The sequence below is a fragment of the Paenibacillus koleovorans NBRC 103111 genome, assembly GCF_004000845.1.
Classification (GTDB): Bacteria; Bacillota; Bacilli; order Paenibacillales; family NBRC-103111; genus Paenibacillus_AA; species Paenibacillus_AA koleovorans.
Genome location: NZ_BIMA01000010.1, coordinates 71550 through 94713, shown reverse-complemented (window position 1 = coordinate 94713; position 23164 = coordinate 71550). Strand labels below are relative to the sequence as shown.

Here is a 23164-nt window from a genome sequence, read left to right as displayed (position 1 = left end):
CCTCGAGGTCCGGGGGAATCTGCGTTCCGCCTGAAATCTTTGCTACCCCATCTTTTTGCGATAATCGCCGGGGGTTACGCCATGCAGTTTCTTGAACATCCGAATGAAAGAGTTCACGTTGGCATACCCTACGCGCTCGGCGATCTCCTGGATTCTCAAATCGGTCCCGTCCAGCAGCTCCATCGCTCGGTTGAGGCGAACCTGGTGGAGGTAATCGATAAAGTTATTCCCCGTCTTCTCTTTGAAGTAGGTGGACAAATACCCGCTCGAGATGCGCAGCCGGTCCGCCAGCAAATCCAACGAGATCGGTTCGTGGTAGTGGGCGTCGATATAATTGAACACATACGTCGTGATGGCGTCCTGCTCCTCGAGCTTGCGGCGAATTTGGTCCGTTACACAAGCGAGCAGCTTCGTCAGCACTTCCTTGTATCGCTCCAACGAATCGCAGAACGACAGCTCCTCGCGAATCTTGGCCGTTTCCTCACCCGGCAAATTCATGACGTGCAGCAGCTTCTCGACTTTGTCTGCGATATGGGTGGCAAACTTGCTGTAATGGGAAGCGAACGCCGCCTTCCGGTCCAACCGGTCCAATTGCACGAGAACCCAATGAATCGTCTCCTTCGCATTTCCCGCTTGCAGATGCGTATTAAACTCCTGTTCTTCTTGGAGCGTAATGAGGAACACAGGCAGCTCGCCCAATTCCTCCTCGTAAATGATCTGGGAGCCCTCGCCGATCTTTCGCCGCTCTATTAGGTGCAGCGCCTGCTCATAGGCTTGGGTCAAATGCGAGGCGTTGCGGTACACGGAGCTGACGGTAATCGTGATGACGCAGAATTCCATATCCATGTCGAATACTTGCTTCAGATGCTGCAGATGCGGCTCCAGGCCGGCGTGACTTTCGAGATCGGGCACAATGGACAGGATCTGATTTTTCTCTATTTGAAACGTGACAGGATCCGGATAATGCCCCAATAGATACTTATCGATAAAGGCCAGCATAAACGCCACGGCTTCCTGCTCGCGTTGGGTGAATTGCTCGTAGTAAGAGGGCTTAAAGGCCACCGTAACCAGAAAAACGGCGAACGGACGATGCTTCAAATAAGTTTCGACCGCGAGGTGGTTGCCTTGAATATTCCGCAAGCTGTCGATGTAGGAATATGTCCGCAAGAGTGAGCTTTTATTGTCCAAATCGTGCTTCGTTTCCGTCAGTGAGGTGAACAAATGATCCAGCCGGTGCTGAATGGCGGCGAATTCCTTAATGTTGTCCGGCAAGGCGGAGGGGGACTGCAGTTGATGAACGGACTCGACGATTTGTTTCAGCGGATTGTGGAGTCGCAGGGTGAAATAGATGGAAGCGGCTACGCTTACCCCCACCGCCACCAGAAGAAGCGAGATCAGGATTAGCTTCATCTGCGAAACCTCCTGCGTCATCTCGCCGATTGGGATCGCATTTACATATGTAAACCCGGAATACGGCCCAGTCGTATAAAAATAATAGTGATTCCGCCATTGGACATGTCCGCTCTCCCCCGTCAGCACTGGGAGCTCCTTCGTCACCTGGTCGGTGTCGGATTCGGAGGAGAAGAATATTAGAGAGCCTTGAGCATTCCGGATGAAGAAATTGTCGTTGATGGACTTGTGATAAGCTCGGAATATTTTATCCGCATCCAATAAGGCGATCGCATACATTTTCGGATAAAGCAAATTCCTTACGACAATCGGAATGACCGAGAGATTGGGCGGACCCGCGTAATTCTCCAGCAATTTGGTGGAAGGCAGGACCGTAAAGCTCTCTCCGGCTTGCGCCAGCTTGCTCCAGTAGCTGGTGGAATAATCGCTGAAGAAGTAATACCTCTGAAAGAAGTCCAAGCTGCTGACCGTATTTTTATCTATAAAAAAATGCGCATCCCTGTAATAGAAGATGATATTGGACAAGAGCAGCGCAGGTTTGCTCAGGATCCGGTCGGATATTTCGAGCTTGACCTTATCGGCGAAGTAGTAGTCGATCTGTCCGGTGTTGCCGAGCCCGGCATTCAGGCCAAGCAGTTGGTTGCTGTTGAAAATGGAGATGAACTCGGTGCGGATCTGCTTGAACTGATTTTCGAGGTCGTCCATCGTCTTCTGTAGATTCACATTATTATAGCGGATAATCTCCTCGGTTACATGGGAGGTAAAAAAGGAAAAGGAGTAGGAATTGAACGAAACTAGCAAAAAGATGATGAATAAAAAGTTGGCCAGCATTCGCACGAAAAACGATTGGAAAGATCGTCGAAGCTTGAGAATACCTTGCATGATCATTTGCCTTCAACCTTCCTTGTCCCGCTTGATGCAGTTTATTATAGAGGAATGTGCACCAATCCGCCATATGCCGGCGATCGACAAGTCTTTAGATAATCATCACTTTTCCATCTCTTCCATTCCCCTCTTAAATTCAGCCATGATGTGAAAAACAGAAGATTTACGAAAGGCCGCCCGGCATTGTAGATTCGAGAAGTCCCTCAACGGAAATGGTAAGTTTTGAACCCGGGAAAAGGAGGTTTTGAGAAAACGGTCATCAAGGCTTTTCGAGGGCATCCAGAAACACGGAAAAGGAGCCATCTGAGGAATATGCATCGAAATTTCGTAGAACCCCGTTCCGAGGGCGTGCCTGCGATAGAAGGAGGGCGTATCCGCATCCGTAGCAAGCATGCCATGCTGTATGCGATGGCGCTTCCCGGGGTGCTGTTCTTCCTACTTTTCAAGTACATCCCTTTATTCGGTTCGATTATTGCTTTTCAAGACTACTTGATCTTCAAGGGGATGTGGGAAAGTCCTTGGGTCGGCTTCAAGCACTTCGCCGATTTCTTTCACTACTCCAGCTTCTGGCGGGTTTTCCGCAACACGTTGATCCTAGGCTTCTACAATCTGCTGTTTGTTTTCCCAGTGCCGATCGTACTGGCCCTGCTCTTCAATGAATTGAGGAATGTGATGTACAAACGCGTGCTGCAAACGATCTATTATGTGCCTCACTTCTTCTCTTGGGTCATCATCGCGGGGATTACGTTCGATGTGCTGTCGGCATCCGGTATCGTCAATTCGGTGCTTGGGTACTTCGGCTTCGAGCCTGTCCTCTTCATCCAGAAGTCGGAATTCTTCCGGCCGATTGTCGTGCTGACGAGCATCTGGCGCGAAGCCGGCTGGGGCACCATCGTCTTGCTTGCGGCCATCGCCGGAATCAACCCGGAAGTGTATGAATCGGCCATGATGGACGGGGCTTCCCGAATCCGACAGATCATCAGCATTACGCTGCCCCTCATCATGCCTACGGTCATCGTGCTGTTCCTGTTGAACATCGGCAACTTCCTGGATCTGAATTTCGATCAGATCTACAATCTGCTGACCCCCATGACCTATGAAACCGGGGATGTCATCGACACCTATGTATACCGGGTCGGCATCGTGGGCGGCCAATTCAGCTCCACAACCGCGATCGGGCTGTTCCAATCGGTCATCGGCTTCGTCCTGGTCGTAGCGTTCAACCGAGCGGCCAAGAAATATTCGGACGGAGGTGCCTTATGGTAAGACCGTTGAAGGAGTCGGCCGGAGAACGTCTATTTCGATATGCGAACGTCTGCGTGATGGGGCTGCTGGGCTTTATGATGCTGGTCCCTTTCCTGAAGGTGCTGTCTACTTCGCTTAGCGCCGGTTGGGCGGCTGACGCCGGTCAAGTGTCCCTGTGGCCTGCCCACTTCACTCTCGCTTCATGGGAGAAAATTTTGGAACGCGAGTCTCTCTGGCATTCGTTATTTCTGACCGTGGTTGTGACCGTCCTGGGGACCTTGCTCTGCCTGCTCCTCACCTCCCTGCTCGCCTACCCGCTCTCGAAGGCGGAGTTTCGCCCGGCGAAGCTGATCGTGCTGCTGATTGTCATCACGCTAGTGTTCCGATATCCCTTGATCCCGTACTTTCTTACGATCAAGAACCTCGGGCTCTACAACAACTTCTGGGTCCTCATCATTCCCCAGTTGATCACGGCGTACAACCTGATTATCATGCGCACCTTTTTCAAGGAATTGCCCAAGGAGCTCGAAGAAGCCGCTCAATTGGAAGGCTGCGGGTACGGGCGGCTCTTGTTCCTCATCGTACTGCCGACATCCAAGGCCGTTCTCGCCACGTTAGGCATCTTCTATGCGGTCACGTTGTGGAATCAATTCCTGCACCCGCTCTTGTTTATAGATAATCCGAACCTGTATCCGTTGCAGCTCAAGCTTCGGGAGTATATCATCAGCACAGATGCGCAAATTAGCGTAACCTCGGATCAAACGGCTCTCATCTACAGCAATACGACGCTGAAGGCGGCCACTATTATTTTTGCAGCAATCCCGATTTTGCTCGTCTATCCGTTTATGCAAAAGCATTTTGTCAAAGGCGCTATGCTGGGTTCCGTAAAATAACGGGGCTTTATAATCTCGACTGTATGAAGGGGGATCTGTACGATGAAAAAAACGGTGTTAGGTAAAGGACTTCTTGCGCTTACACTGAGCGCTACACTGATTTTAGCCGGATGCGGCACTGAGGAGAAGCAAACTACGGGAACGGCCGACAGTACGCCCAAGGAAACGCCTTACCTGGAAGTATGGGGAACGAACACCGGCACCCTTCCGATCGAGAAGGACGGTAAATACTCTCAATTTTTGGTGAAAAACACGGGCATCGGCATTTTTTCTCCCTATGTCCCTTGGGACGGCGGTAATACATACGGCCAGAAGCTGAACACCCGGATCGCGACCGGAGACTTGCCCGATCTCTTCCTTCCATGGGGTGGCATCGAAGCCCAGTTGGCTGCCCAAGGCGCCATAGCCGATCTGACCGACTACTTGCCGAAATATGCCCCGAATTTGTGGAAGCGTATACCGGAGAGCGTTTGGAAGAAAGTCAAAGCGTCGGATCCTAGCGGAAAAGGCAAAATCTATTATATTCCTCTAGTGCAGTTGCAAACCTACTACGGCTCGTTTATCCGGCAGGATTGGCTGGATCAGGTCGGCTTGAAGGTCCCCACTACCAAAGACGAATATGTGAGCGCTCTGAAAGCGTTTAAAGAGAAGGATGCAAACGGCAACGGCGACCCGAACGACGAGATTCCGACAGCAGGCCGCGAGGCAGGCAAATGGATGGACCACCTCTTCGCCATGTACGGCATCGCGATGTTCGAAGGAAACCCGCATTGGGATCTCTATGACGGCAAACTGACCTACTCCGCCGTGACGAAAAACATGAAGGCCGCTCTGGAGTTCGCCCATAGCTTGTACGAGAGCAAGCTGCTGGACAATAATACGTTCTTGAACAAAAGCGCCGATTGGCTGGCCAAAATTCAGTCGGATAAGCTAGGCTCTTGGTTTCACATCAGCGAGACGGCGAGCTCGAGACTCGAGGCGCTGGTCAAGGTTGATAAGGACGCCAAGCTCGCCGCCCTTCCGATCCTGAAAACGGACGGCTTCCAGGGCTTCACGACGAAGATGCAAATCAACCGCCCCAACTGGGTGATTGCCTCTAAGAAAGGCGAGCAAACCATCATCAATGCTCTGAAGCTGTTGGATTGGGCGAACGATCCGAAATATATGGATAAGGTCATGTTGGGTGTAGAAGGCATGCATTATGAGATAAAGGACGGCAAGCCCGTTTTGATGGCAGCCGATCCGGCCAAGCAGGAGACGCCTCTCATCGTTTCCGTCATCAGTGATCAGGCTTCCGTTTTGAAAGCGCTGGAATTCAAAATGAATGCCGCCGCTCCCGAAGTAAAGCCGCTCCTTCAGCAGACCGTTGACGTGTTCCTTGCCAATCAGCCGTACGGCAAAGAAATTGCGGGCGATGGCCTTCCGGCTTCCGTATATGCCGGCTTCCCGGACATTCAGAGCCAAACGTTATATCAGGAATATATGTCCAAAATTATTCTGGGCGAGTTTCCGATCAGCAAGTTCGACGAATTCGTGGACAAATGGAACAAGACCGGCGGAGAAGAAGTTACGAAGCGCGCAAGAGCCTGGTATGAAAGTGTGAGTAAATAAATCTTGTATGGAAGAGATGGTGCTGAGAACGATTCAGCACCTTTTTCAAATTCATAACAAGCGAGAGAGGAAGCCTTAGAATTGGGCTACCAAATGATTTTATGGAAATAGCTTCCTTTGTTGGAGACCTCTCTTTTCCGAGCATATAATTTATTTTCTTTACTCCAATCACTCTTTGAACTCCATCTGTAATCCATACGACAAAAAGCCCGTACCATGAAGGAACGGGCGAGCGGCATTTTTGTTCAATTTCAATGCCATTTCATTTTCCAATCGACGACAAATTAAGTTACAACTCACAAGTAGTAGTGTGAACTGTAATATAAATTGACGCTTTTTCGCCACCAAAAGTCCATGTTTTGTAAGAAATAAATGGCATTTTCCGGAACGTTTATTGTCGCTTTTAGGAATAGTTGTAAAATATAATGACGTATTCAATCCCTTAAGCCAAAAAAAGACGGTTTAAGGGCGTCCATTGATGAACGACACCTTCCGTCCCCAAAAGGGGAACGCCCCCTGCACCCCATCGTTCGCCGCGTGGCATGCCCAGCAACGGTTTGCTGGGCATCTATCAAGCGTCGGCAGTATTGAGCCACCTGAGCCACCAGTCAAGGCTGCGCGCTCAGCTCTTTCACAACCAGTGCCTGATCTTCTTCTCCCCTGAAGGATTGAAATCGAATAAACGCCGCCACAAACCGACTTCCGTTAAACTGCAGATGCGCTTGCGTCTGCACCGCCAACAGCTCTTCGGTGTTCTTGAAGTCGCCTCGTAGCAACCGATCCATAAACGCCGCTTGCAAATAAGGAATCTGACTGTCCATCATGCGGCGCAGCGATTCATTTCGGCGTATCAATTCCGAGAATGTACCTTGAATGAGCTCGTAATCATTGTGAGACTTTACTCCGGAATCGGCACCGACAAATTCGCGAATGGTCTCGATCAGCTCACGCAGCGGTTTGCTGTTCCGATAAGCGAAGTAGAGCGCGGCCGCGAGCCCGAACAACACATAACCGCCGATGACGAGCCATATTAGATTACGAATGTAGACCGCTTTAGCCAGTACCGTACCTGACGGCATGACTGCGACGTAACGCCAGCCATTGTAAGCGGATTCAGTTTGGGAGACAATATAGTCTTGTCCGTCCATTTGTCGATGGACACTAACACGACCGCTCAAACCATCAAGTGGAACAACCGTCAATGGCTTGCCCTGAACGGTGGATGTAATGACGCGGCCTTCGCTATCCGTAATGTAAGCCCAACCTTGGCCTCCTTGCTCCCCGATATTGTTGAATTTCAGCGCTCCCAGCACGGTGCGAAGCTTGGATTCATCCAGATAGACGGCTACTGAGCCGTCCGGCTGCTGCGGAGATCCGAGGAACAAGGGCTTCACATAAGTGACAGACTGTCGATCCTTGTCAATAATACGTACTTGAGACACCTGGAAGAAGGGACCTTTTGGAGCGGTCAGTAGCTGCCACCATTCCGAGTAGTTAAGATCGCCGTATTTCAAATAGACGTTGTAATCCCGCTGCCCATTAAATATGGTACTTGGAGTCACAATCATGTCGATATACTTGAACATAATGTGAATATCATGGATGAGGGACGTCGTCGCATATTGGTCCATTTCCTGATTGACCTCGTTTACCAAGTACCGGTCCTCATCCTTCAGCGGCCCCTGAAGGGTCAGAACGTGCAGCACCTTGGAATTGACAGAGATTTTAGTGGCAAGCGACTCCACTTCCATCAACCGCGTATCCATGATGTCTTTACTCTGCTCAAGGATCGAAAAGTTCGCCTGTTTCGCGTCTTCTTCAATTACATGCACGGGTTCGATTATACATATATGTGTCGATGGATAGCGGAACCAGCAAGATAATGAGATAGGAGGCGAGAAATCGGACAAACAGTTTCTTCTTTCCCGAACCATAGAACAAGCTCTTTTCATACCCCCATGTACTCTATATCTGAATGGTGTTGCCATTATCCTTAAAATTGACATGGTTGTCAATAGAAAGAGAGGACCGTGCCCGCATACGCACACGATCCTCGCCTCCCTGTTCCATTCTCAACGATCATGCACGAAATTTTACGAGATCGAAAGGTTCAATTGCCGTAAAATACATCCATTTTCAACTTTCTATCTGTTTTCATAATCAGTTTCACTTTCATCGAGGACTCCCCGCATTTTAAGCTTTGCTGTTCCCGCTGCACTCCTCGTTGTAACGCTCGATATTGAAATTAAAATCATCGGCCACCATACGCCCGTTGTCCATGTGCAACTGTAGAGTCATTAAGCGGACAAGGGCAACGAACGGAGCCGAAGCTGGCTGCACATGGGGGTTAAGCGACAGGAGGAAGGCTGTCATATCGCGTTCGTACAGCAAGGGATCGCGGTCATCATAATCAATATCATGGTTGATTAGCGGCAGTGCCATGGGATGCGCGGCTAAAGCAGCGGCATCACCAGTCCTCGGTCTAACCTGCGAAATGTCTCCTCGGGACAAACAAGGCGGCTCAATGATGCCATCATCATCATTACGGTCACTCAACTGAACCCGCTCCCCACTTTCCAGCTCGATGACGGCGGACTGCAAGCCCGGCGACGACACCGTCACGCGAATGGTCCCGGCCCTATTCGTCGTTCGAACGACGATTGTTACAGGCGCATCCACGTACATCGTTCCTTCCATCTCTTCATGCTTGTCGATATCGGAAGTATACACAGACGGGCTGACGAGCCGCCCCTCCCCTTCAACCTCGACGTATAGCTCGTTCGTTGCGCCGAAAACGTGAACGTCATGCTCGTCGACAATATCGACTTCCAGCAAAGCGATGCTCGACCGGTCGGCCACAAGCCTTTTCTCGCCCGTCCACTCCTGCTGCTTCGAACGAAGCTGCAGCTTTGCCGGCTCGCCGTGCGTCGCAAGCCGATGCGTTGCCGCAAGAACGCCGGCTCGCCAGCCAATCGCGCGCAGCAACCCTTTCCTGATTCGGACGTTTTCGAATGCAACCGTATAGCCGTTCTCACGGTTTGGCTTTCGTTCGCCGATTTTCTCATCCTTGTACCATAGCTCCACCTGGTCGCAATTGCTATTGACGGTGATCGATCGGCACTGATCCAAATAACGCAGCGTCCAATCGTACGGGTGCATGTACACCATCGGCTCCGGGCACCAGTGGGCTTGCCACAAGTAATACATCAGCTTGGGCACACGATAGGCGTCCACCCATCCTTTCGGATTGACATGCTTGAGCGGAGCATTCACGTATTCGCGGTCTGCGCCATGATCGGCATAAATCCACATGACGCCGTTCATATCGATACGCCCGCGGTAGCTGCCTCCCTCTATTAGCGCCATATCGTGCTGCCAGCGTTCATGCCCGGTATGCTGGCCGTTGTCCGGCTGCAACGGTTTCACATCCGCGTTGTACCAGCCGCGTATCGTGCAGCGCAGCACATTCTCCATCTCCAGCTGATGGTGATTGTGCGGCTCCTGCTCTCCTCTGCCTCCGACATGCCGATAATGAATGATGCGGGTATCGTCTTCTTCCCTCGCCCACGCAGCATCAGCTGCGTTCGTCGTCTCGTTGCCCATGCTCCACATGGCGATGCTCGGATGATTGCGGTCGCGGCGAATCATCTCTCGAACTTGCTGCTCCTGCACGGCGTCGCCGAATTCAATGTTCTTGATATTCGGCACTTCCTCGCACACAATGATTCCATGGCGGTCGCACCAGTCGTATACATATTTGTCCTGGGTATAGTGGCACGTGCGCATAAAGTTATGGCCCTGATTGATCCGCATATCGTGCAGGTCCATGTCGTGCATCCACTTGGGAATGGCGTCGCCCAGCCACGGATATTCCTGATGGCGGTTCGTCCCCCGAATCAGGAGGAGCTCCCCGTTCCAGAAAAGCCGCTTCTGCTCGTAATCCCAATGAAACCAACGGAAGCCGAGCGGACTCTCGTATCGGTCCACCGGAACGTCCTCGTCCAGGACAAGGGACACGACCTTGTACATGTTCGGTTCATCGGGCGACCAGAGCTTCGGTTGAGCGATCGAGGGACTGGTCTGGTCGAACATGTGCATGCTCCCGTACGGAATTGTCGCTTGAGCAACCATAGTCGCCGCCTCGCGCTCGTCGGCATCCAGTACATATGTGACGAGGGTGCAACGTTTGTCTTCTTGTCCGTCATTTTTCATATACGTCCGCACACGGACAGTGGCGCTTTCGTGCGAAACTTGCGGTGTAGTGACAATTGTGCCTCCCTCGTGATCTGCGCTCCCTTGGAACGGGATATGAAGAGGCTCCTTCACAACGATACGCACGTCCCGGTAAATGCCGCCGTATACGTTGAAATTACCCGCCGTCATCGGTGGAATGCTGCCGAACAGATCGTTGCGGCGATTCGACACGGCCACGGCTATCACATTGCTGCCGCCTATACGCACATGCCCGCTCACATCCAGGGAGAACGAAGCGTACCCTCCCTTGTGCTCGCCGACAAACTCGCCGTTCACGTATACCCTGGCAACCTTCATCACACCGTCGAATTCCAGAAACAGCCTTTTGCCGGCATGTTTGTCCGAGATATGAAGCCGTTTCCGGTACCATCCCCAGCCGTACCACCAGTAGGAATCGTCTTTCTCGGACGGGTGCATGATGAAGGGATGCAGCTCTCCGGTCGTTTCGTACGTGCTCCAAGTATGCGGCAGCCCAATCGCCACCCACTCGTCGTCGGCGTGACCCTCAGCGGCATAGGATTCATCTAACTCGGGATCAGCGTAATACACAAAACTCCAATCCGACGTAATTGTTCGACTCGTTCTCCCTCGAATTTGCATATTCATTTTCCTCTCCTAGGTCGTTCAATCCCTCTTTCGCTTCTATTATAGAGTGGAACGCATTAGGGTTCAGGACCGATATGTAGAGACTTTCTACATTTTGTTAGGTTATAATGTAAGAAGATTGCACGGCCGAACTGGAGCGTGATCACCATGTATTTGACAGAAACCGGAACTTCATACGATCTGGGGAAAGTCGCTGTCAAGCGTATGAGAAAGCCTCATTATTATATGGATAGTCATTGGCACCCCCATTTTGAAATCACTTACCTGATCGACGGTAAACGACGTTTCTTCGTGAAAGAGCGTGCCTATTCGATGTCCAAGGGCGAGATGATCTTCATCGCTCCGCAAGACATACACCGCACCATGGATGCCGAGACAAGCCCCTACGAAAAAATTGAGCTCAGCTTCCACTCGAGCTGGATCGCGCCGCATCGCCACTCCATTCCGCCTATCGATTTGCTATACACTTTCATACAGCAGGACCGGGTCCTTCGATTTCTCCCAGAAGAACAACAATATGTAGAAAGTATTTTGTTCCGAATCATGTACGAGGCCAAGCACCAGCCTGTAGGGTTTGAGCAGGAGATCGTTATGCTCGTCAAGCAGCTGCTCCTGTTCGCAGCGAGACTTGCTCTCCAACCTTTGGAACATCATCTGTCGAATGGCTCGATGCAAGCGAATATTGCACATATGCTGCGCTTCATAAACGTGCACTTCAGAGAGCCGCTTCAACTGCACGATTTGGCGTCCCGGTTTCATTTCAACGCCAACTATTTAAGCTCACGATTTAAGCAATTGACCGGCTTTACGTATGTAGAATATTTGAATAGTCTTCGAATAAAGGAAGCGCAGCGGCTGCTTTGCCACACCGGGTCGGACATAACGGAAATCGCCCTTCAGACTGGCTTCACCAATACTACGCATTTCGGGCGCGTGTTCAAGAGTATGAACGGCATGTCCCCGAGCGCATATCGGAAATTAAAAAAGGATTTGCAATGAAACCTTGCATATCTTTCGGAAATGAAGATACCACCGTCATATACGGTCATCGTTACGCTGGACTTGCCCACATTGTTGCCTTGCCCATCCGGAACTTTAGCGCATTGTCCATTCGAGGCGCCTGTACAAGCAGAAGCTTGTATGGGCGATGTCATCGTGCCTGACTCCGCCTCATACCAGAGCAAATCCTGCACGTAGTTCGTATTGGTCGTCAACAGGATCGTGTCTAGCATTGCACCGTCTTCCCGTACATCTACAGTGATGGTATGATCGCCTGGCGTCAGGGTATAGGTTTGGCCCTTCTGCCAATACCACGTTTGATAAGGCAGCACATTCCCCAATAGTTATTACCTCTATAGGTAGGGGTTAAACTACGAGGACATTTTGAAACCCATATGACAAAAAGCCCGTACCATGAAGGCACGGGCGAGCGACATTTTTGTTCAATTTCAATGACATTTCATCTTCCTAACGACGACAAATCAAGTTACAACTCACAAGTAGTCTCAGGAACTATCCCCAAGCTTCACTCTTAAGAACAACGGCTATAGCCGCAGTTGGAGCAGTTCTTGCAGCCCTCGGAGTTGATGAGGGAGGCGGAGCCACACGACGGACACAGGTCGGTCGAGGAGCTCTCGCTGACGGCGGAGACGTAAGTGAAGGCCGGCTTCTCCGATGTAGCCGTCACCTCCTGCGCAGCGGTGACGTATTCGCTGGCCGGGTCGTCATCGCCGGCGATGTGCGACTCGAGCGCCTTGGCTACCGCGTCGGCGATTGATTCGACGCGGTTCGGGCCGAAGCCGATCGCGCCGGACCCGCCGATGCCCTTCAGGTGCTTGATCAGCAGCTGCGCCTTGTCGCCATGGTCGCCGTAGCGCAGGAACAAGGAGCAGACGCGGCCGAGCGCTTCGGACATGGCGAAGACATCGGAGCCGGCTTTGCCCACGTTCAGGAATATTTCGCTCGGACTATTGTTCATGTCGTTGATTGTAATATAAGCCATGCCGAATGGCGTATTGTACTTGTAGGTAGCGCCTCTCAATATTTGCGGACGGCGCTTGTACTGTTTGTCGAACACTTGTTTCGTCTGCGGATCGATCGTCACCGCGAGCGTGCTGGACAGTTCGGTCAGCTCCGACTCAGCTGAGGCATGCTGACCCGCGTCTGCAGGGGAGGCTTCCGCAACTGCAGCTGAAGCAACAGCAGCTACCGGAACGGCGGCTTTAGCCGGCTCTTCCTTTTTCTCCTCCTTCGCCGTCGAGAGCACCTGCACGTCGCGGCTGCCGTCGCGGTAGATCGTCACGCCTTTGCAGCCCAAGTCGAACGCCAGCTCGTACAGCTCCTTCGTCTCTTCGACGGTGAAATCATGAGGCGCGTTCGCCGTCTTCGAGATCGAGCTGTCGACCCATTTCTGGATCGCCGCTTGCACGCGGATATGATCCTGAGCGGACAAGCTCATCGAAGTGACGTAGTAGTCCGGCAAGTCCTGATTCGGATTCTTGTCCTTCCACTCCTGCGCAATCGGCACGTATTGCTTGTCGAAGCCGAGGCGGCTTTGGCGGAAATATTCGAAGGCGAAGTAAGGCTCGATCCCCGTCGATGTACCGACCATCGTGCCCGTGCTGCCGGTAGGTGCCTGTGTAATGACGGTGACGTTGCGCATGCCTTTTTTCTCGATCGCTGAACCGACTTCCGGATATGTCTCGACGATTTGCTTCATGAATCCGCTTTGCAGGAATTTGTCGCGGTCATAATGCTTGAAGGAACCTTTCTCCCCGGCGATATCGGCGGAAGAGATGTACGCCTCGCGCGCCATGAAGCCGTACAATTGGTCCAGGAACACGAGCGATTCCGGGCTGCCGTAACGGATCTCGAGCTTGATCATCAGCTCCGCCAGCCCCATCGTGCCAAGCCCAACGCGGCGCTCGCCCATCTGGTTGATTTGGTTTTCTTCAAAATGATACGGTGTTTTGTCGATGACATTGTCCAGGAAACGAACGGAATAACGAACCGTCTTGCCCAGCTCATCCCAAGCAACGTCGTGGTTCTTCTGATCATAAAACTTCGACAGGTTGACGGCGGACAGGTTGCACACGCCCCAAGCCGGCAGTCCTTGTTCTCCGCACGGATTAGTACAAATGATCGGGTTGAAATACCAGCTGTTGGACATCTGGTTGTAGTACTCCATGAAGACGACACCCGGCTCGGCCGATTTCCAGGCGGACTCGATGATCGTGTGCCACACCTCGCGCGCCTTCACCGTACGGTAAGTGCGGACCGGCTTGCCGGCGGCGCGCCACTTGACGAGGTCGCCGTCCCAAGTCTCGTTGTAGTCCGCCACCGTCGTGTCCGGGAACACGAGATCCCAGTCCAGGTCTTCCTTCACGGCTTTCATGAAGGCGTTGCTGACGCAAACGGACAAGTTGGCGTTGGTGATTTGGCCCATCGTCGACTTGACGGTGATGAAATCCATCAGGTCCGGATGCCAGTCGTTGATCATCAGCATAAGCGCGCCTCGACGGCTGCCGCCTTGTTCGATCAGGCCGGTCGTGTAGCTGAACAACCCGCCCCAAGATACGGCGCCGCTGGAGGAGCCGTTCACGCCCTTCACCACGGCACGGCGAGGACGCAGCGAGCTCAGGTTGATCCCTACGCCGCCGCCGCGCGACATGATCTCGGTCATCTCCGACAGCGTGCTCATGATGCCGCCGCGGCTGTCGTGCGGGGATGGGACGACATAGCAATTGAATAGAGTCAGCTCATCGCTGGCTCCGGCGCCTGCTGCGATCCGTCCACCTGGAACGAGCCTCCAGTCGTCCAGGATGTAGCGGAAGTTTTCCTTCCATTCCTTTTTCTTCTCCGGAGTCGTCTCGACGGACGCCATAGCGGTCGCCAACCGATCCCACATTTGCTCCGGCGTATGCTCAACGTTCAGGGTGAGTTTCTCGATGGTGGATTCGAACAGCTCGCCGTTTCGCAGCTTCACGGTCACATGGCGACCATTGCGAGCAACAACTTCGCCTACGTCCTTGCTCGGGAATTTCGGATCATCCTTGGTCAGGACGAGCACCGTGTCGCCTACCTTCGTATGCTCGGTATAGGCATCCTTCATGGCGTATCGGTCCAAAAAGATTTTCTCGCTCAAACCCTCCAGACGCTTGACTGCACGTGCGGTTTCCAAAATAAAAACCTCCCGGAAAAGTAGTGAAAGTAAGTCCTGACTTGAGAAACGCTATATCCTATGATATGTAGGCGACCAGCCGAACGGTTGGGCGCAACACAATATATAGTGTGTAGGACTCATTATACCTCACAATATGTTGTGCATCGAATGCATGGGAATCGATTTTGACTCTGTAAAGCGAACTTCAAGCTCTCAGCCTCTCTATTTCTCTATCAATCGCTGTTTTTTGCAAAAGAGCCGCCTGTTAGTGCCTCAGTCCTGTCGTCTAGAACCGGATAAAGTACGCCGACAGGATTAGAAATTGCAGCACGCCCACGATCTCAAGGATTCCCGCCTTCCATGGACGCAATGGTTTTCCTGCAAAAAAGAATGCTCGCGCCGCTGAGAAAATATAGGCGAAGATGAGGGTTGGATAGCCGACCGCCCACGGAATGACGAGCAGCAACAAATGATATAAGCGTGCGTAGACGAGCCAACGTTTATTCCCTCTTTCGCGAAATATCGTCTTTACGAAAAAGGCGCTGCCCGTAAAATGCAAAAAGCTGAAAAGAACGACCGCGGCCATTGATCGATCCCACCCTCCATCGCCGAGCGAATAAGCAGCGGCACCACCGATAGAGAAAATGAGAATCGCGCACAGGTCATTCACGATTGCTCTTTCTGATTTGCGCTTGGCATGCCACATGTTAACCAACAGCAGGACAAGAACAGGAAGACCAAAATAGAGAAGCGATGGTTTGTACACTATCGTCGGAATCAAAAAAGCGAGTGCAGCCAAGCTGTATAAGACGCCCCATCTGACCAAAAAAACTCTAGCTGAGGATCTTCTAAAAGCTTGCAGAAATGGATACGAAGATAAATAAAGAAATAGCCATGCCAAAAATAGCGGCACATGCATCCATTGCGGTTTCCCGGTCAGCATTCCGAGCAGGAACGGTACGCTTACCATCGCCCAGCCGCCATGCTCATGAGGAATTACGACACTCCGCTTTTTCAAAATAACACCGCCCCCTCCAAAGGGATGCCCTTCACAAGGAAAGCCCCGAAACGGCTGAACCATCTCGGGACTTTCAGGACCATCGCTTATTTTTCCTGCACTATGCGGTTCAATTGTTGCTTTTCTTCGGGAGACAGCATGTTTTCCGCCAGAGGAAATAACACCGCTTCCTCTTTGCCGAAATGCTGGGTCAATATGGTGTAAGCTTGAACGGCGTAGCCGGCAAGCATTCTAATCTCTTCGTGCTTCCTCGCCCTCTCCCCTTGACCAGCCGCCTCCAGGAAACGTTGCAAATAATGCTCCGCTTGCTCGTGCTCGTATTCCATGACAGCAATCGGACCGACCGTTCTGCCCATGTAGTTGGCCATCATCGGAAATAATCCGTCATCTTCCTTAATGGAATGCTTCTTTAACTGAACTGTAAAATCGGCAACCTGATCAAGCCATGTGTGCACGAGATCGTTTTGTTCTATGCCTGTCTCCTCATCAAGCTGTTGGGCCGTTGAATAAAAAGCGTCCATGGCCATCCTCAAGGGAATATGCTCCTGCTTCAATCGCTGCAAAGGTTCGCATAACCGTATCTCCGCATTGCCTGCTCCGCTGTTCATTGCTCCACAACCGAATGGCGTAGAGTTCATTGCAGCCACCTCCATCGTTATCGTACTTCTTGATTTTCAATTCGCGGGAATAAAATGTTATTTTCCAAATGGATATGCTGGAATAGATCCGACTCCAGTTCGACTAATTTATGAAAGGCTACCGTATACGTTCTGCATGCTTCCGGCGGCAAGGCGTATCCGTTCGTGATCGTTCTCATCTCTCTCAGATAGTACCCGACAGCGCTATGGTCCGTCTCCAGCTCGCGCAAACTTTTGATGACCTGTTCATGTTTCTCGGGAACGGGCCGGCTCGCATATTGCTTTAACAGCGGGAAGAGTGCCTCTTCCTCCGCAATCAAATGCTGATCCAATTCGATTTTCATTTGATGAAACCGTTTATGCAATAGCGAAAGCTCGATGTGGTCTCCACCGTGAACGCGTAAAACTTTCGTGATGAATTCGCTCAGCAGCGGCAGCTCTTTTCGCAAATAAGCATGATGGTGATTCACGATATAATCGATTAAATCGGCTATCGGCTCTTCTCGCCAATCCGTCCCGCCTTGCTCAGCCTTGTTTTTCATTTCTGCAAAGCTCTCATTCAAACGGCGCAAAATTTCGTGCTCATCCCTATTTTTTTGACGGATCGCCTCCAATAGACTACGGTCGCCTCCGCAGCAGAAATCGATCTGGACTTCCTTGAATAAATGGCTGGCACCGGGGAAAACGGAAACAATCGAACCGATTTTTTCCTCTCCGCTAAAATGTTGATTCATTTCGAATTCACCCTTTCCGTTTGTGCTTCTACATACACAGTATAGGACGAATGCACGCTTTCCTCTGTGATCCAAAACACATTTGAAAGGGCTGCAGCCGATAAATTCCAATGTTATTCATATAATCGACACATCCCGGCTTGCGGGATTGGGGGAGGGGTTCAGATCGGTTTTGACACTGCCGAACCACGCTGCTAGTATGAGATAGATACCGCAACAGGCGGGCCTTCCAATACTAGATATAAGGGGAAATCATATGAGTTGGATGCTGCAAAACGAACGAATCATTCCCCGCGGCGACGCCGCTCTGTCTTATCTGGACCGAGGGTATTGCTTCGGCGACGGCATCTATGAAGTCATCCGCGTCTACAACGGACGGATGTTCGAGAGCGGCCCCCACTACGACCGGCTGAAGCGAAGTCTCCGCGAAATCAAGCTGGAGCTCCCGAATTCGATCGACAAGCTGAACGATTACTTGGAGAAGTTGATAGAAGCTGATAAGTTGGACGACGGGATCGTCTATCTGCAAGTTACTCGCGGCGTGGCTCCGAGAGCGCATGCATTCCCTCCGGCCGGGACGGAACCGGTGCTGATCGCCTATACGAGCGAGGTGAGCAGGCCGTTCGAGACCATGCATAGCGGGATTGCCGTCATCACGCGTCCCGATATCCGCTGGCTGCGCTGCGACATCAAGACGCTGAACCTGCTGCCCAATGTGCTGGCTAAGCAAGAGTCGGTAGAGGTCGGCTCGGACGATGTGGTGTTCCATCGGGACGGGACGGTCACGGAATGCACGGCATCCAACCTGCTTATCGTGCGAGACGGAAGCATCATCACCCATCCTGCTGACAACATGATCCTGCACGGCATAACGCGGCTCGTCATCCGCCAATTGGCGCAACATCTGGACATACCGTTCGTGGAGCAGCCCATTACCGTGGATGAAATGATGAAGGCGGACGAGGTGTTTCTCTCCAGCACAATATCGGAAGTGATGCCGATCGTGCAGATCGACGGCGTGAATGTAGGCGGCGGACAGCCGGGGCCGGTCGTACGCCGGCTGCAGGCGGCGTTCGAGCGGTATGCAGGGCTCGTGTCGCAAGGATAAGCGGAAGTAGAGGTCATTTTGACCTCTACATAACTAGCCAAGCAAACAAATGCACCCCGCTCAAACAAAACGGAACCTTAAGCGACTATCGCTTAAGGTTCCATTCGTCATGCCCGTACCGCTCGAGCGCCAGGCGCTCGGACAGCTCGCGCTCGTACGGCGTCAGCTCGCCGTCCTCGAGCGTCACGCCGAGCCCTTCGGCGATGCCGGCGCGGAACGCCCGCTCCGCCTGCTCCAGCGTCACCGGCGGGAGGCCGACGTCGCGGCAGACGTCGCCGATCGCCACCGCCTTGCGCGCGAACGACTCCATCATACGCTGCTTGATCCGCTCGCTCGAGAACCGCAGCAGCGAGAACAGCTGCTCGGTGTCGAGCTCAAGCAGGATCGAGCCGTGCTGCAGCACGACGCCCTTCTGGCGTGTCTGCGCGCTGCCCGCGACCTTGCGTCCCTCAACGACGAGCTCGTACCACGACGGCGAATCGAAGCAGGCAGCCGAGCCGACGGTGGAATACTTCTCCTTCTCTTCCTCCGACGCCAGGCTCACCATCTCCGCGCTCAAGCCGAGCTTGCGGAATCCGAGCACGAGCCCTTCGCTCAGCACCCGGTAGGCTTCGTTGACCGTCCGCGGCATGCCCGGATACTCCTCGGACACGATGATGCTGTACGTGAGCTCCCGGTCATGCAACACGGCCCGCCCGCCGGTTGCCCGCCGGACGAAGCCAACTCCCTGACGCGCCACCTCGTCGAAGTCTACCTCCAGCTCCGCCTTCTGGAAATAGCCGATCGACAGCGTCGCCGGATCCCAGCCATAGAACCGCACGGTAGGCGGAACAAGCCCCTCGCTGACCGCCGTGAGAATCGCTTCGTCCACCGCCATGTTCTTGGCAGGCGAGTTATTGCCGGAATGTATAAAGCGCCAAGTCGTCATCGTTTTTCCCCCTCGCCCACCGGCAATCCAGTTTCATAGGTTCCATCCTACAACTTTTCAGCGCGCTTTTCAAAGGGTCAACAAAATCGCCTTACCCAACCTCCTCCACCGGCTCGTCCAGCACAGCCAGCTGCAGCCGCCGCAGCTCCTGCTTCAGCTCCGCCGTAACGGCAGCATACGCGGGATCGCCATATCGGTTGTGCATTTCATAGCGATCCTCCTGCAGGTCGAACAGCTCCCACTCCGGCGTCCGCTTCTCTTCCTTCGAGCCCAGCGTACCGAGCGCCTCTGCGTAGTAGTATATCAGCTTGTAGCGCTCCGTCCGCACCCCGTAATGCGAGTACACGTTGTGCCAATCGTCGAGATGCATCCAATACCGGTAATACATCGAGGTACGCCAGCCCTCAGCCGGCTCCCCGCCTTCCCAGATCGTCCGCAGACTTACTCCCTGCATCGCCTCCGGAATTTCCACCCCCGCATAATCGAGGAACGTAACCGGAAAATCGACGTTCAGCGCCATTTTGTCCGTCACCGAGCCCGGACGAATCGCCCGCGGGAAACGAACGATGAACGGCATGCGCAGCGATTCCTCATACATAAACCGCTTGTCGTACCACCCATGGTCACCGAGAAAAAAACCTTGATCGGACGTATAAACCACGATCGTATTGTCGGCCACGCCTTGATCCTCCAGATAATCAAGCAGCCGCCCCACATTGTCGTCGATCGAGGCGACACAGCGCAAATAGTCTTTCATATAGCGTTGATAGCGCCATTTTTTCTGCTCAAGCGGGGTTAAGCCTTCCGGAGGATACGCCTTCAAATCGACTAGATCGTCCATGTCGCGATCGATGCGCATTTTGGCCTCTCGAACCGCTTCCGAACGCCCCTCATAGTCGTCATAGAACGTCTCCGGCTCCGGAATATCTACGTCCTCGTACATATGCATATGCTTCGCATCCGGCTGGAAGGGACGATGAGGCGCCTTGTGATGGCACATCAGCAGGAACGGACGCTCCGGATCGCGCTTGTCCAGCCAATCGATGGAGAAATCCGTGATCAGATCGGTCGCATAGCCTGAAAACCTCTTCTTCTCGCCCATCTCGATAAATTCCGGATCGTGATATTCGCCCTGGCCCGGCACGACGCTCCAGAAGTCAAAACCGGTCGGATCAGCCTCGCCTCCATGTCCGAGATGCCACTTGCCGACCATTGCCGTCTGATAGCCGTCCGCTTGCAACAGCTTAGGGAACGTCACCTGCCGCCCGTCGAACCGATCGCGCAGCGATTTGACACCGTTGATATGGTTGTATGTACCGCTCAGAATGGCCGCACGGCTAGGCGAGCAGATGGAGTTGGTGCAGAAGCAATTATCGAAGCGAATCCCCTCGTTCGCAATCCGGTCGAGGTTCGGAGTCGCGTTCACCCGGCTGCCATAGCAGCTCATCGCATGAGAAGCGTGATCGTCCGACATGATGAACACGATGTTAGGTCGTTGGTCTTGTTGTTGACGGTTCAGCAATTTTATTTCCTCCATTATCGGATAATGAGTAATAATATTTTATCACAGTAAAGCACTCGCGTCAGCTGTTTCTCGCAACCCTCCGATTTTGTCCAATTGTGCAAGCCCTATGCATGTCGAAAGCCCGAGCGGAAGGAAACGGACCTTCTTCTGTCGGGCTTTACCCATGCGGCGACGCATAGACTACTGTCCTGCCGTGCTTTTTCTACGTTTGAATCGGCCCAGCTTTTTGGCATAGCCCCACATTTTGCGAAACATGCGCTTATCCTTCAGTTGGTTGAAAATGTACAGATCCGGCCTGGTGTTCACTTCGATGATCCATGGCTTGCGACTGCCATCCAATCCGACATCCACCCCGACCTCGTTCACTCCCGGGAATCGTTTCCCCATACAAACCCCCGTCGCCACACCTAGAGCCTTCAGCTTCGCAAAAAGTGCCGTCCGCTGAGCATCCGGCATAATCCGCCCGAACAGCCAGTCGGTGGAAACCGGAGTCCCGCCGTTATGATAATTGGTTACGATTTTCTTAGGAGCAGCCAGTCTGGCGACGATCCCGGTCGTTTCCCAACGGCCTGCCGAGTTGATCTGAACCATGATTCGCAGGTCAAAGCGCCTGCCGCTGCATTTCATCAGCTCGATGCCTTTTTGCGCCAAATAAGCTTTCCCTCTTGTCATCGTGATCAGCGATTTGTACAGAGCCGGATAGGTGGCAAAAACACGGCGCCTCGTACCGATCTGATACGAATACGAGCCGGCGCGCTGCTCTACGCGCATCACCCCGTTGCCACCGGTACCTCCGTCCGGCTTGACATATACCATCCGATAGCGCTCCAGCATCTGCCGCAAATTGTCCCGGGTCAATCGCTTCGTATTCGGCACATAAGCGCTAAGCGAGGCTTTCGCTAGAAGTACTTTCGTCTTCACCCACTTGCTTCTAATCGTTCGCATGCGCGGCTTCATCCTTTCGCATAAGGGGTATAAATGCTCGCCAGCTTGGAGGCGGTGCTGCCCCAGTTGAACCGATGGACGGCCGCCTGACGGGCGCGCTGCGCCATTCGAGAAGCCGCTCCGCGATCGCGCGCCAGCTTCAGGATTTGCCCGGCGAAGGCGCTTGGACTCCGGTATCGGCTCACTAGCAGACCGGTGTCCCCGTGCGAGATGATCTCGGGAATTCCCCCGATCCGCGAAGCGACTACAGGCGTTCCGGCCGCCATCGCTTCGGCGTTGACCAGACCGAACGGCTCCTTCCACTGCGACGGGCAAACGAAGCAATCGCCCACCCAATACACCTCATGCATGCGGAGGCGCGGTACGTAGCCCATAAATTTCAGCGGCACCTGATTGACGGCTGCCAGACGCTTCAGGCCGCTCACATATCCCGGCTTGCCGGCACCTCCTGCAATGACAAGCTTGGCGGACGGCACTTGCTGACGAACGAGACGAGCCGCCCGGATCAGAACAGGCACGCCTTTCTTCGGAATTAATCTCCCGGCGAACACGATGTTGAACGAACCCGACAGGCCGTAGCCGCTGCGGGTCCTGCTTCGTTCATGCTCAGTCGGCGGTCTGAATTGAGACAGATCGGCACCTAGCAGCACATGCCGAATCCGACTCTTCAACCGGGGGAACATGGCCTTAAGCTGCCCGGCAAGCGCTCTGCTGTTCGCTACAATCAGCGTCGCGCCGGACAAATGAACGGCCGCCCTCCCAACCGAGCTGCTCGGCGGGGTAATGAAGGTCGGAGAATGGAGGAATACCGAGATCGGGATACCCGGGAACAGCTTACGGACAATCGGAACGTAAGAAGGACGGTTATCGATCTGGATCATGTCGAAGCGCTGCCCGCGCAGCCTGCGCCGGATCGCCTTTAGGTAAGCGGCGGCGGAGCCTCTAGGCACTCGGACGAAGTGCAGGTTGCCACGGGATGCCGCAGCGCTTTGGCCTCCGGATTGTCTGCAAGCCACCGTAATCCGGTGGTTCGTCGCCATCCGTCTGGCGATCTGGTAGATGCAATTCTCGACGGAGCCTCCCACGGCCGGAGGTACGGGAATCTGGGGGGGCGCAATAATTAATAGTCTCATAATTCACACCCTTCGCTTCGGCATCCGTATCAAGATATGCCAGGCGCAAGAGCGGCGAACGGGATGCGT

16 protein-coding genes are annotated in these 23164 nt (G+C 53.2%); 5 read left to right on the top strand and 11 right to left on the bottom strand.

What is annotated here, in order from left to right; all coding sequences use genetic code 11:
- Window positions 1-42 precede the first annotated feature (42 nt).
- Window positions 43-2298: a helix-turn-helix domain-containing protein gene (locus PKO02S_RS05360; protein WP_127580063.1), complete on the bottom strand. Its 2256-nt coding sequence runs from the start codon at window positions 2296-2298 to the stop codon at window positions 43-45.
- 309 nt (window positions 2299-2607) lie between these two features.
- On the opposite strand from PKO02S_RS05360, the gene PKO02S_RS05355 reads away from it, so the two are divergent.
- Genes PKO02S_RS05355 through PKO02S_RS05345 form a run of 3 tightly spaced genes read left to right on the top strand, consistent with a single transcriptional unit; the run spans window position 2608 to window position 6044 of the window.
- Window positions 2608-3561 carry an ABC transporter permease gene (locus tag PKO02S_RS05355; protein ID WP_127580062.1) on the top strand — a complete coding sequence of 318 codons (954 nt, stop codon included), beginning with the start codon at window positions 2608-2610 and terminating at the stop codon, window positions 3559-3561.
- Window positions 3555-4433: a carbohydrate ABC transporter permease gene (locus tag PKO02S_RS05350; protein ID WP_127580061.1), complete on the top strand. Its 879-nt coding sequence runs from the start codon at window positions 3555-3557 to the stop codon at window positions 4431-4433. Before PKO02S_RS05355 ends, PKO02S_RS05350 begins: the two co-directional genes overlap by 7 nt.
- Window positions 4434-4475: 42 nt before the next feature.
- Window positions 4476-6044, top strand: coding sequence for an extracellular solute-binding protein (locus PKO02S_RS05345; RefSeq protein ID WP_127580060.1), 1569 nt, complete (start codon window positions 4476-4478; stop codon window positions 6042-6044).
- 608 nt (window positions 6045-6652) lie between these two features.
- Here PKO02S_RS05345 and PKO02S_RS05340 read toward each other — a convergent pair.
- Together PKO02S_RS05340 and PKO02S_RS05335 are read right to left on the bottom strand one after the other, a co-directional pair.
- Window positions 6653-7810: a cache domain-containing protein gene (locus tag PKO02S_RS05340; protein ID WP_127580059.1), complete on the bottom strand. Its 1158-nt coding sequence runs from the start codon at window positions 7808-7810 to the stop codon at window positions 6653-6655.
- A 427-nt stretch (window positions 7811-8237) separates the two neighbouring features.
- Complete coding sequence (locus tag PKO02S_RS05335) at window positions 8238-10904, bottom strand: glycoside hydrolase family 2 protein (RefSeq protein ID WP_127580058.1); 2667 nt, start codon at window positions 10902-10904, stop codon at window positions 8238-8240.
- 147 nt (window positions 10905-11051) lie between these two features.
- Between PKO02S_RS05335 and PKO02S_RS05330 the strand changes: the two genes are divergently transcribed.
- Complete coding sequence (locus PKO02S_RS05330; protein ID WP_127580057.1) at window positions 11052-11903, top strand: helix-turn-helix transcriptional regulator; 852 nt, start codon at window positions 11052-11054, stop codon at window positions 11901-11903.
- Between the two features lie 532 nt (window positions 11904-12435).
- Here PKO02S_RS05330 and PKO02S_RS05325 read toward each other — a convergent pair.
- The 4 genes from PKO02S_RS05325 to ric form a co-directional block, all read right to left on the bottom strand.
- A complete protein-coding gene (locus tag PKO02S_RS05325; protein ID WP_373865193.1) occupies window positions 12436-15015 on the bottom strand; it encodes an adenosylcobalamin-dependent ribonucleoside-diphosphate reductase in 2580 nt (859 codons plus the stop codon).
- 337 nt (window positions 15016-15352) lie between these two features.
- Complete coding sequence (locus PKO02S_RS05320) at window positions 15353-16084, bottom strand: YwiC-like family protein (protein ID WP_127580055.1); 732 nt, start codon at window positions 16082-16084, stop codon at window positions 15353-15355.
- 86 nt (window positions 16085-16170) lie between these two features.
- The gene (locus PKO02S_RS05315) at window positions 16171-16692 is read right to left on the bottom strand and encodes a hemerythrin domain-containing protein (RefSeq protein ID WP_127580074.1); all 522 of its coding nucleotides are present in this window, start codon (window positions 16690-16692) and stop codon (window positions 16171-16173) included.
- Window positions 16693-16739: 47 nt separating this feature from the next.
- On the bottom strand, window positions 16740-17456 hold the full coding sequence (gene ric / locus PKO02S_RS05310; protein ID WP_127580054.1) for an iron-sulfur cluster repair di-iron protein: 717 nt from the start codon (window positions 17454-17456) through the stop codon (window positions 16740-16742).
- 256 nt (window positions 17457-17712) lie between these two features.
- Between ric and dat the strand changes: the two genes are divergently transcribed.
- Window positions 17713-18564 carry a D-amino-acid transaminase gene (dat, locus tag PKO02S_RS05305; RefSeq protein ID WP_127580053.1) on the top strand — a complete coding sequence of 284 codons (852 nt, stop codon included), beginning with the start codon at window positions 17713-17715 and terminating at the stop codon, window positions 18562-18564.
- A gap of 85 nt (window positions 18565-18649) precedes the next feature.
- Here the strand turns inward: dat and lipM are convergent, their stop codons facing one another.
- From lipM to PKO02S_RS05285, 4 genes are all read right to left on the bottom strand, one after another.
- Window positions 18650-19492: an octanoyltransferase LipM gene (gene lipM, locus PKO02S_RS05300; protein ID WP_127580052.1), complete on the bottom strand. Its 843-nt coding sequence runs from the start codon at window positions 19490-19492 to the stop codon at window positions 18650-18652.
- A gap of 91 nt (window positions 19493-19583) precedes the next feature.
- The gene (locus tag PKO02S_RS05295) at window positions 19584-21014 is read right to left on the bottom strand and encodes a sulfatase family protein (protein ID WP_246066845.1); all 1431 of its coding nucleotides are present in this window, start codon (window positions 21012-21014) and stop codon (window positions 19584-19586) included.
- Between the two features lie 183 nt (window positions 21015-21197).
- On the bottom strand, window positions 21198-21962 hold the full coding sequence (locus tag PKO02S_RS05290) for a YheC/YheD family protein (RefSeq protein WP_164821306.1): 765 nt from the start codon (window positions 21960-21962) through the stop codon (window positions 21198-21200).
- 8 nt (window positions 21963-21970) lie between these two features.
- Window positions 21971-23095, bottom strand: a complete 1125-nt coding sequence (locus PKO02S_RS05285; RefSeq protein WP_127580049.1) for a glycosyltransferase family 4 protein — start codon at window positions 23093-23095, stop codon at window positions 21971-21973.
- Window positions 23096-23164: the final 69 nt, after the last annotated feature.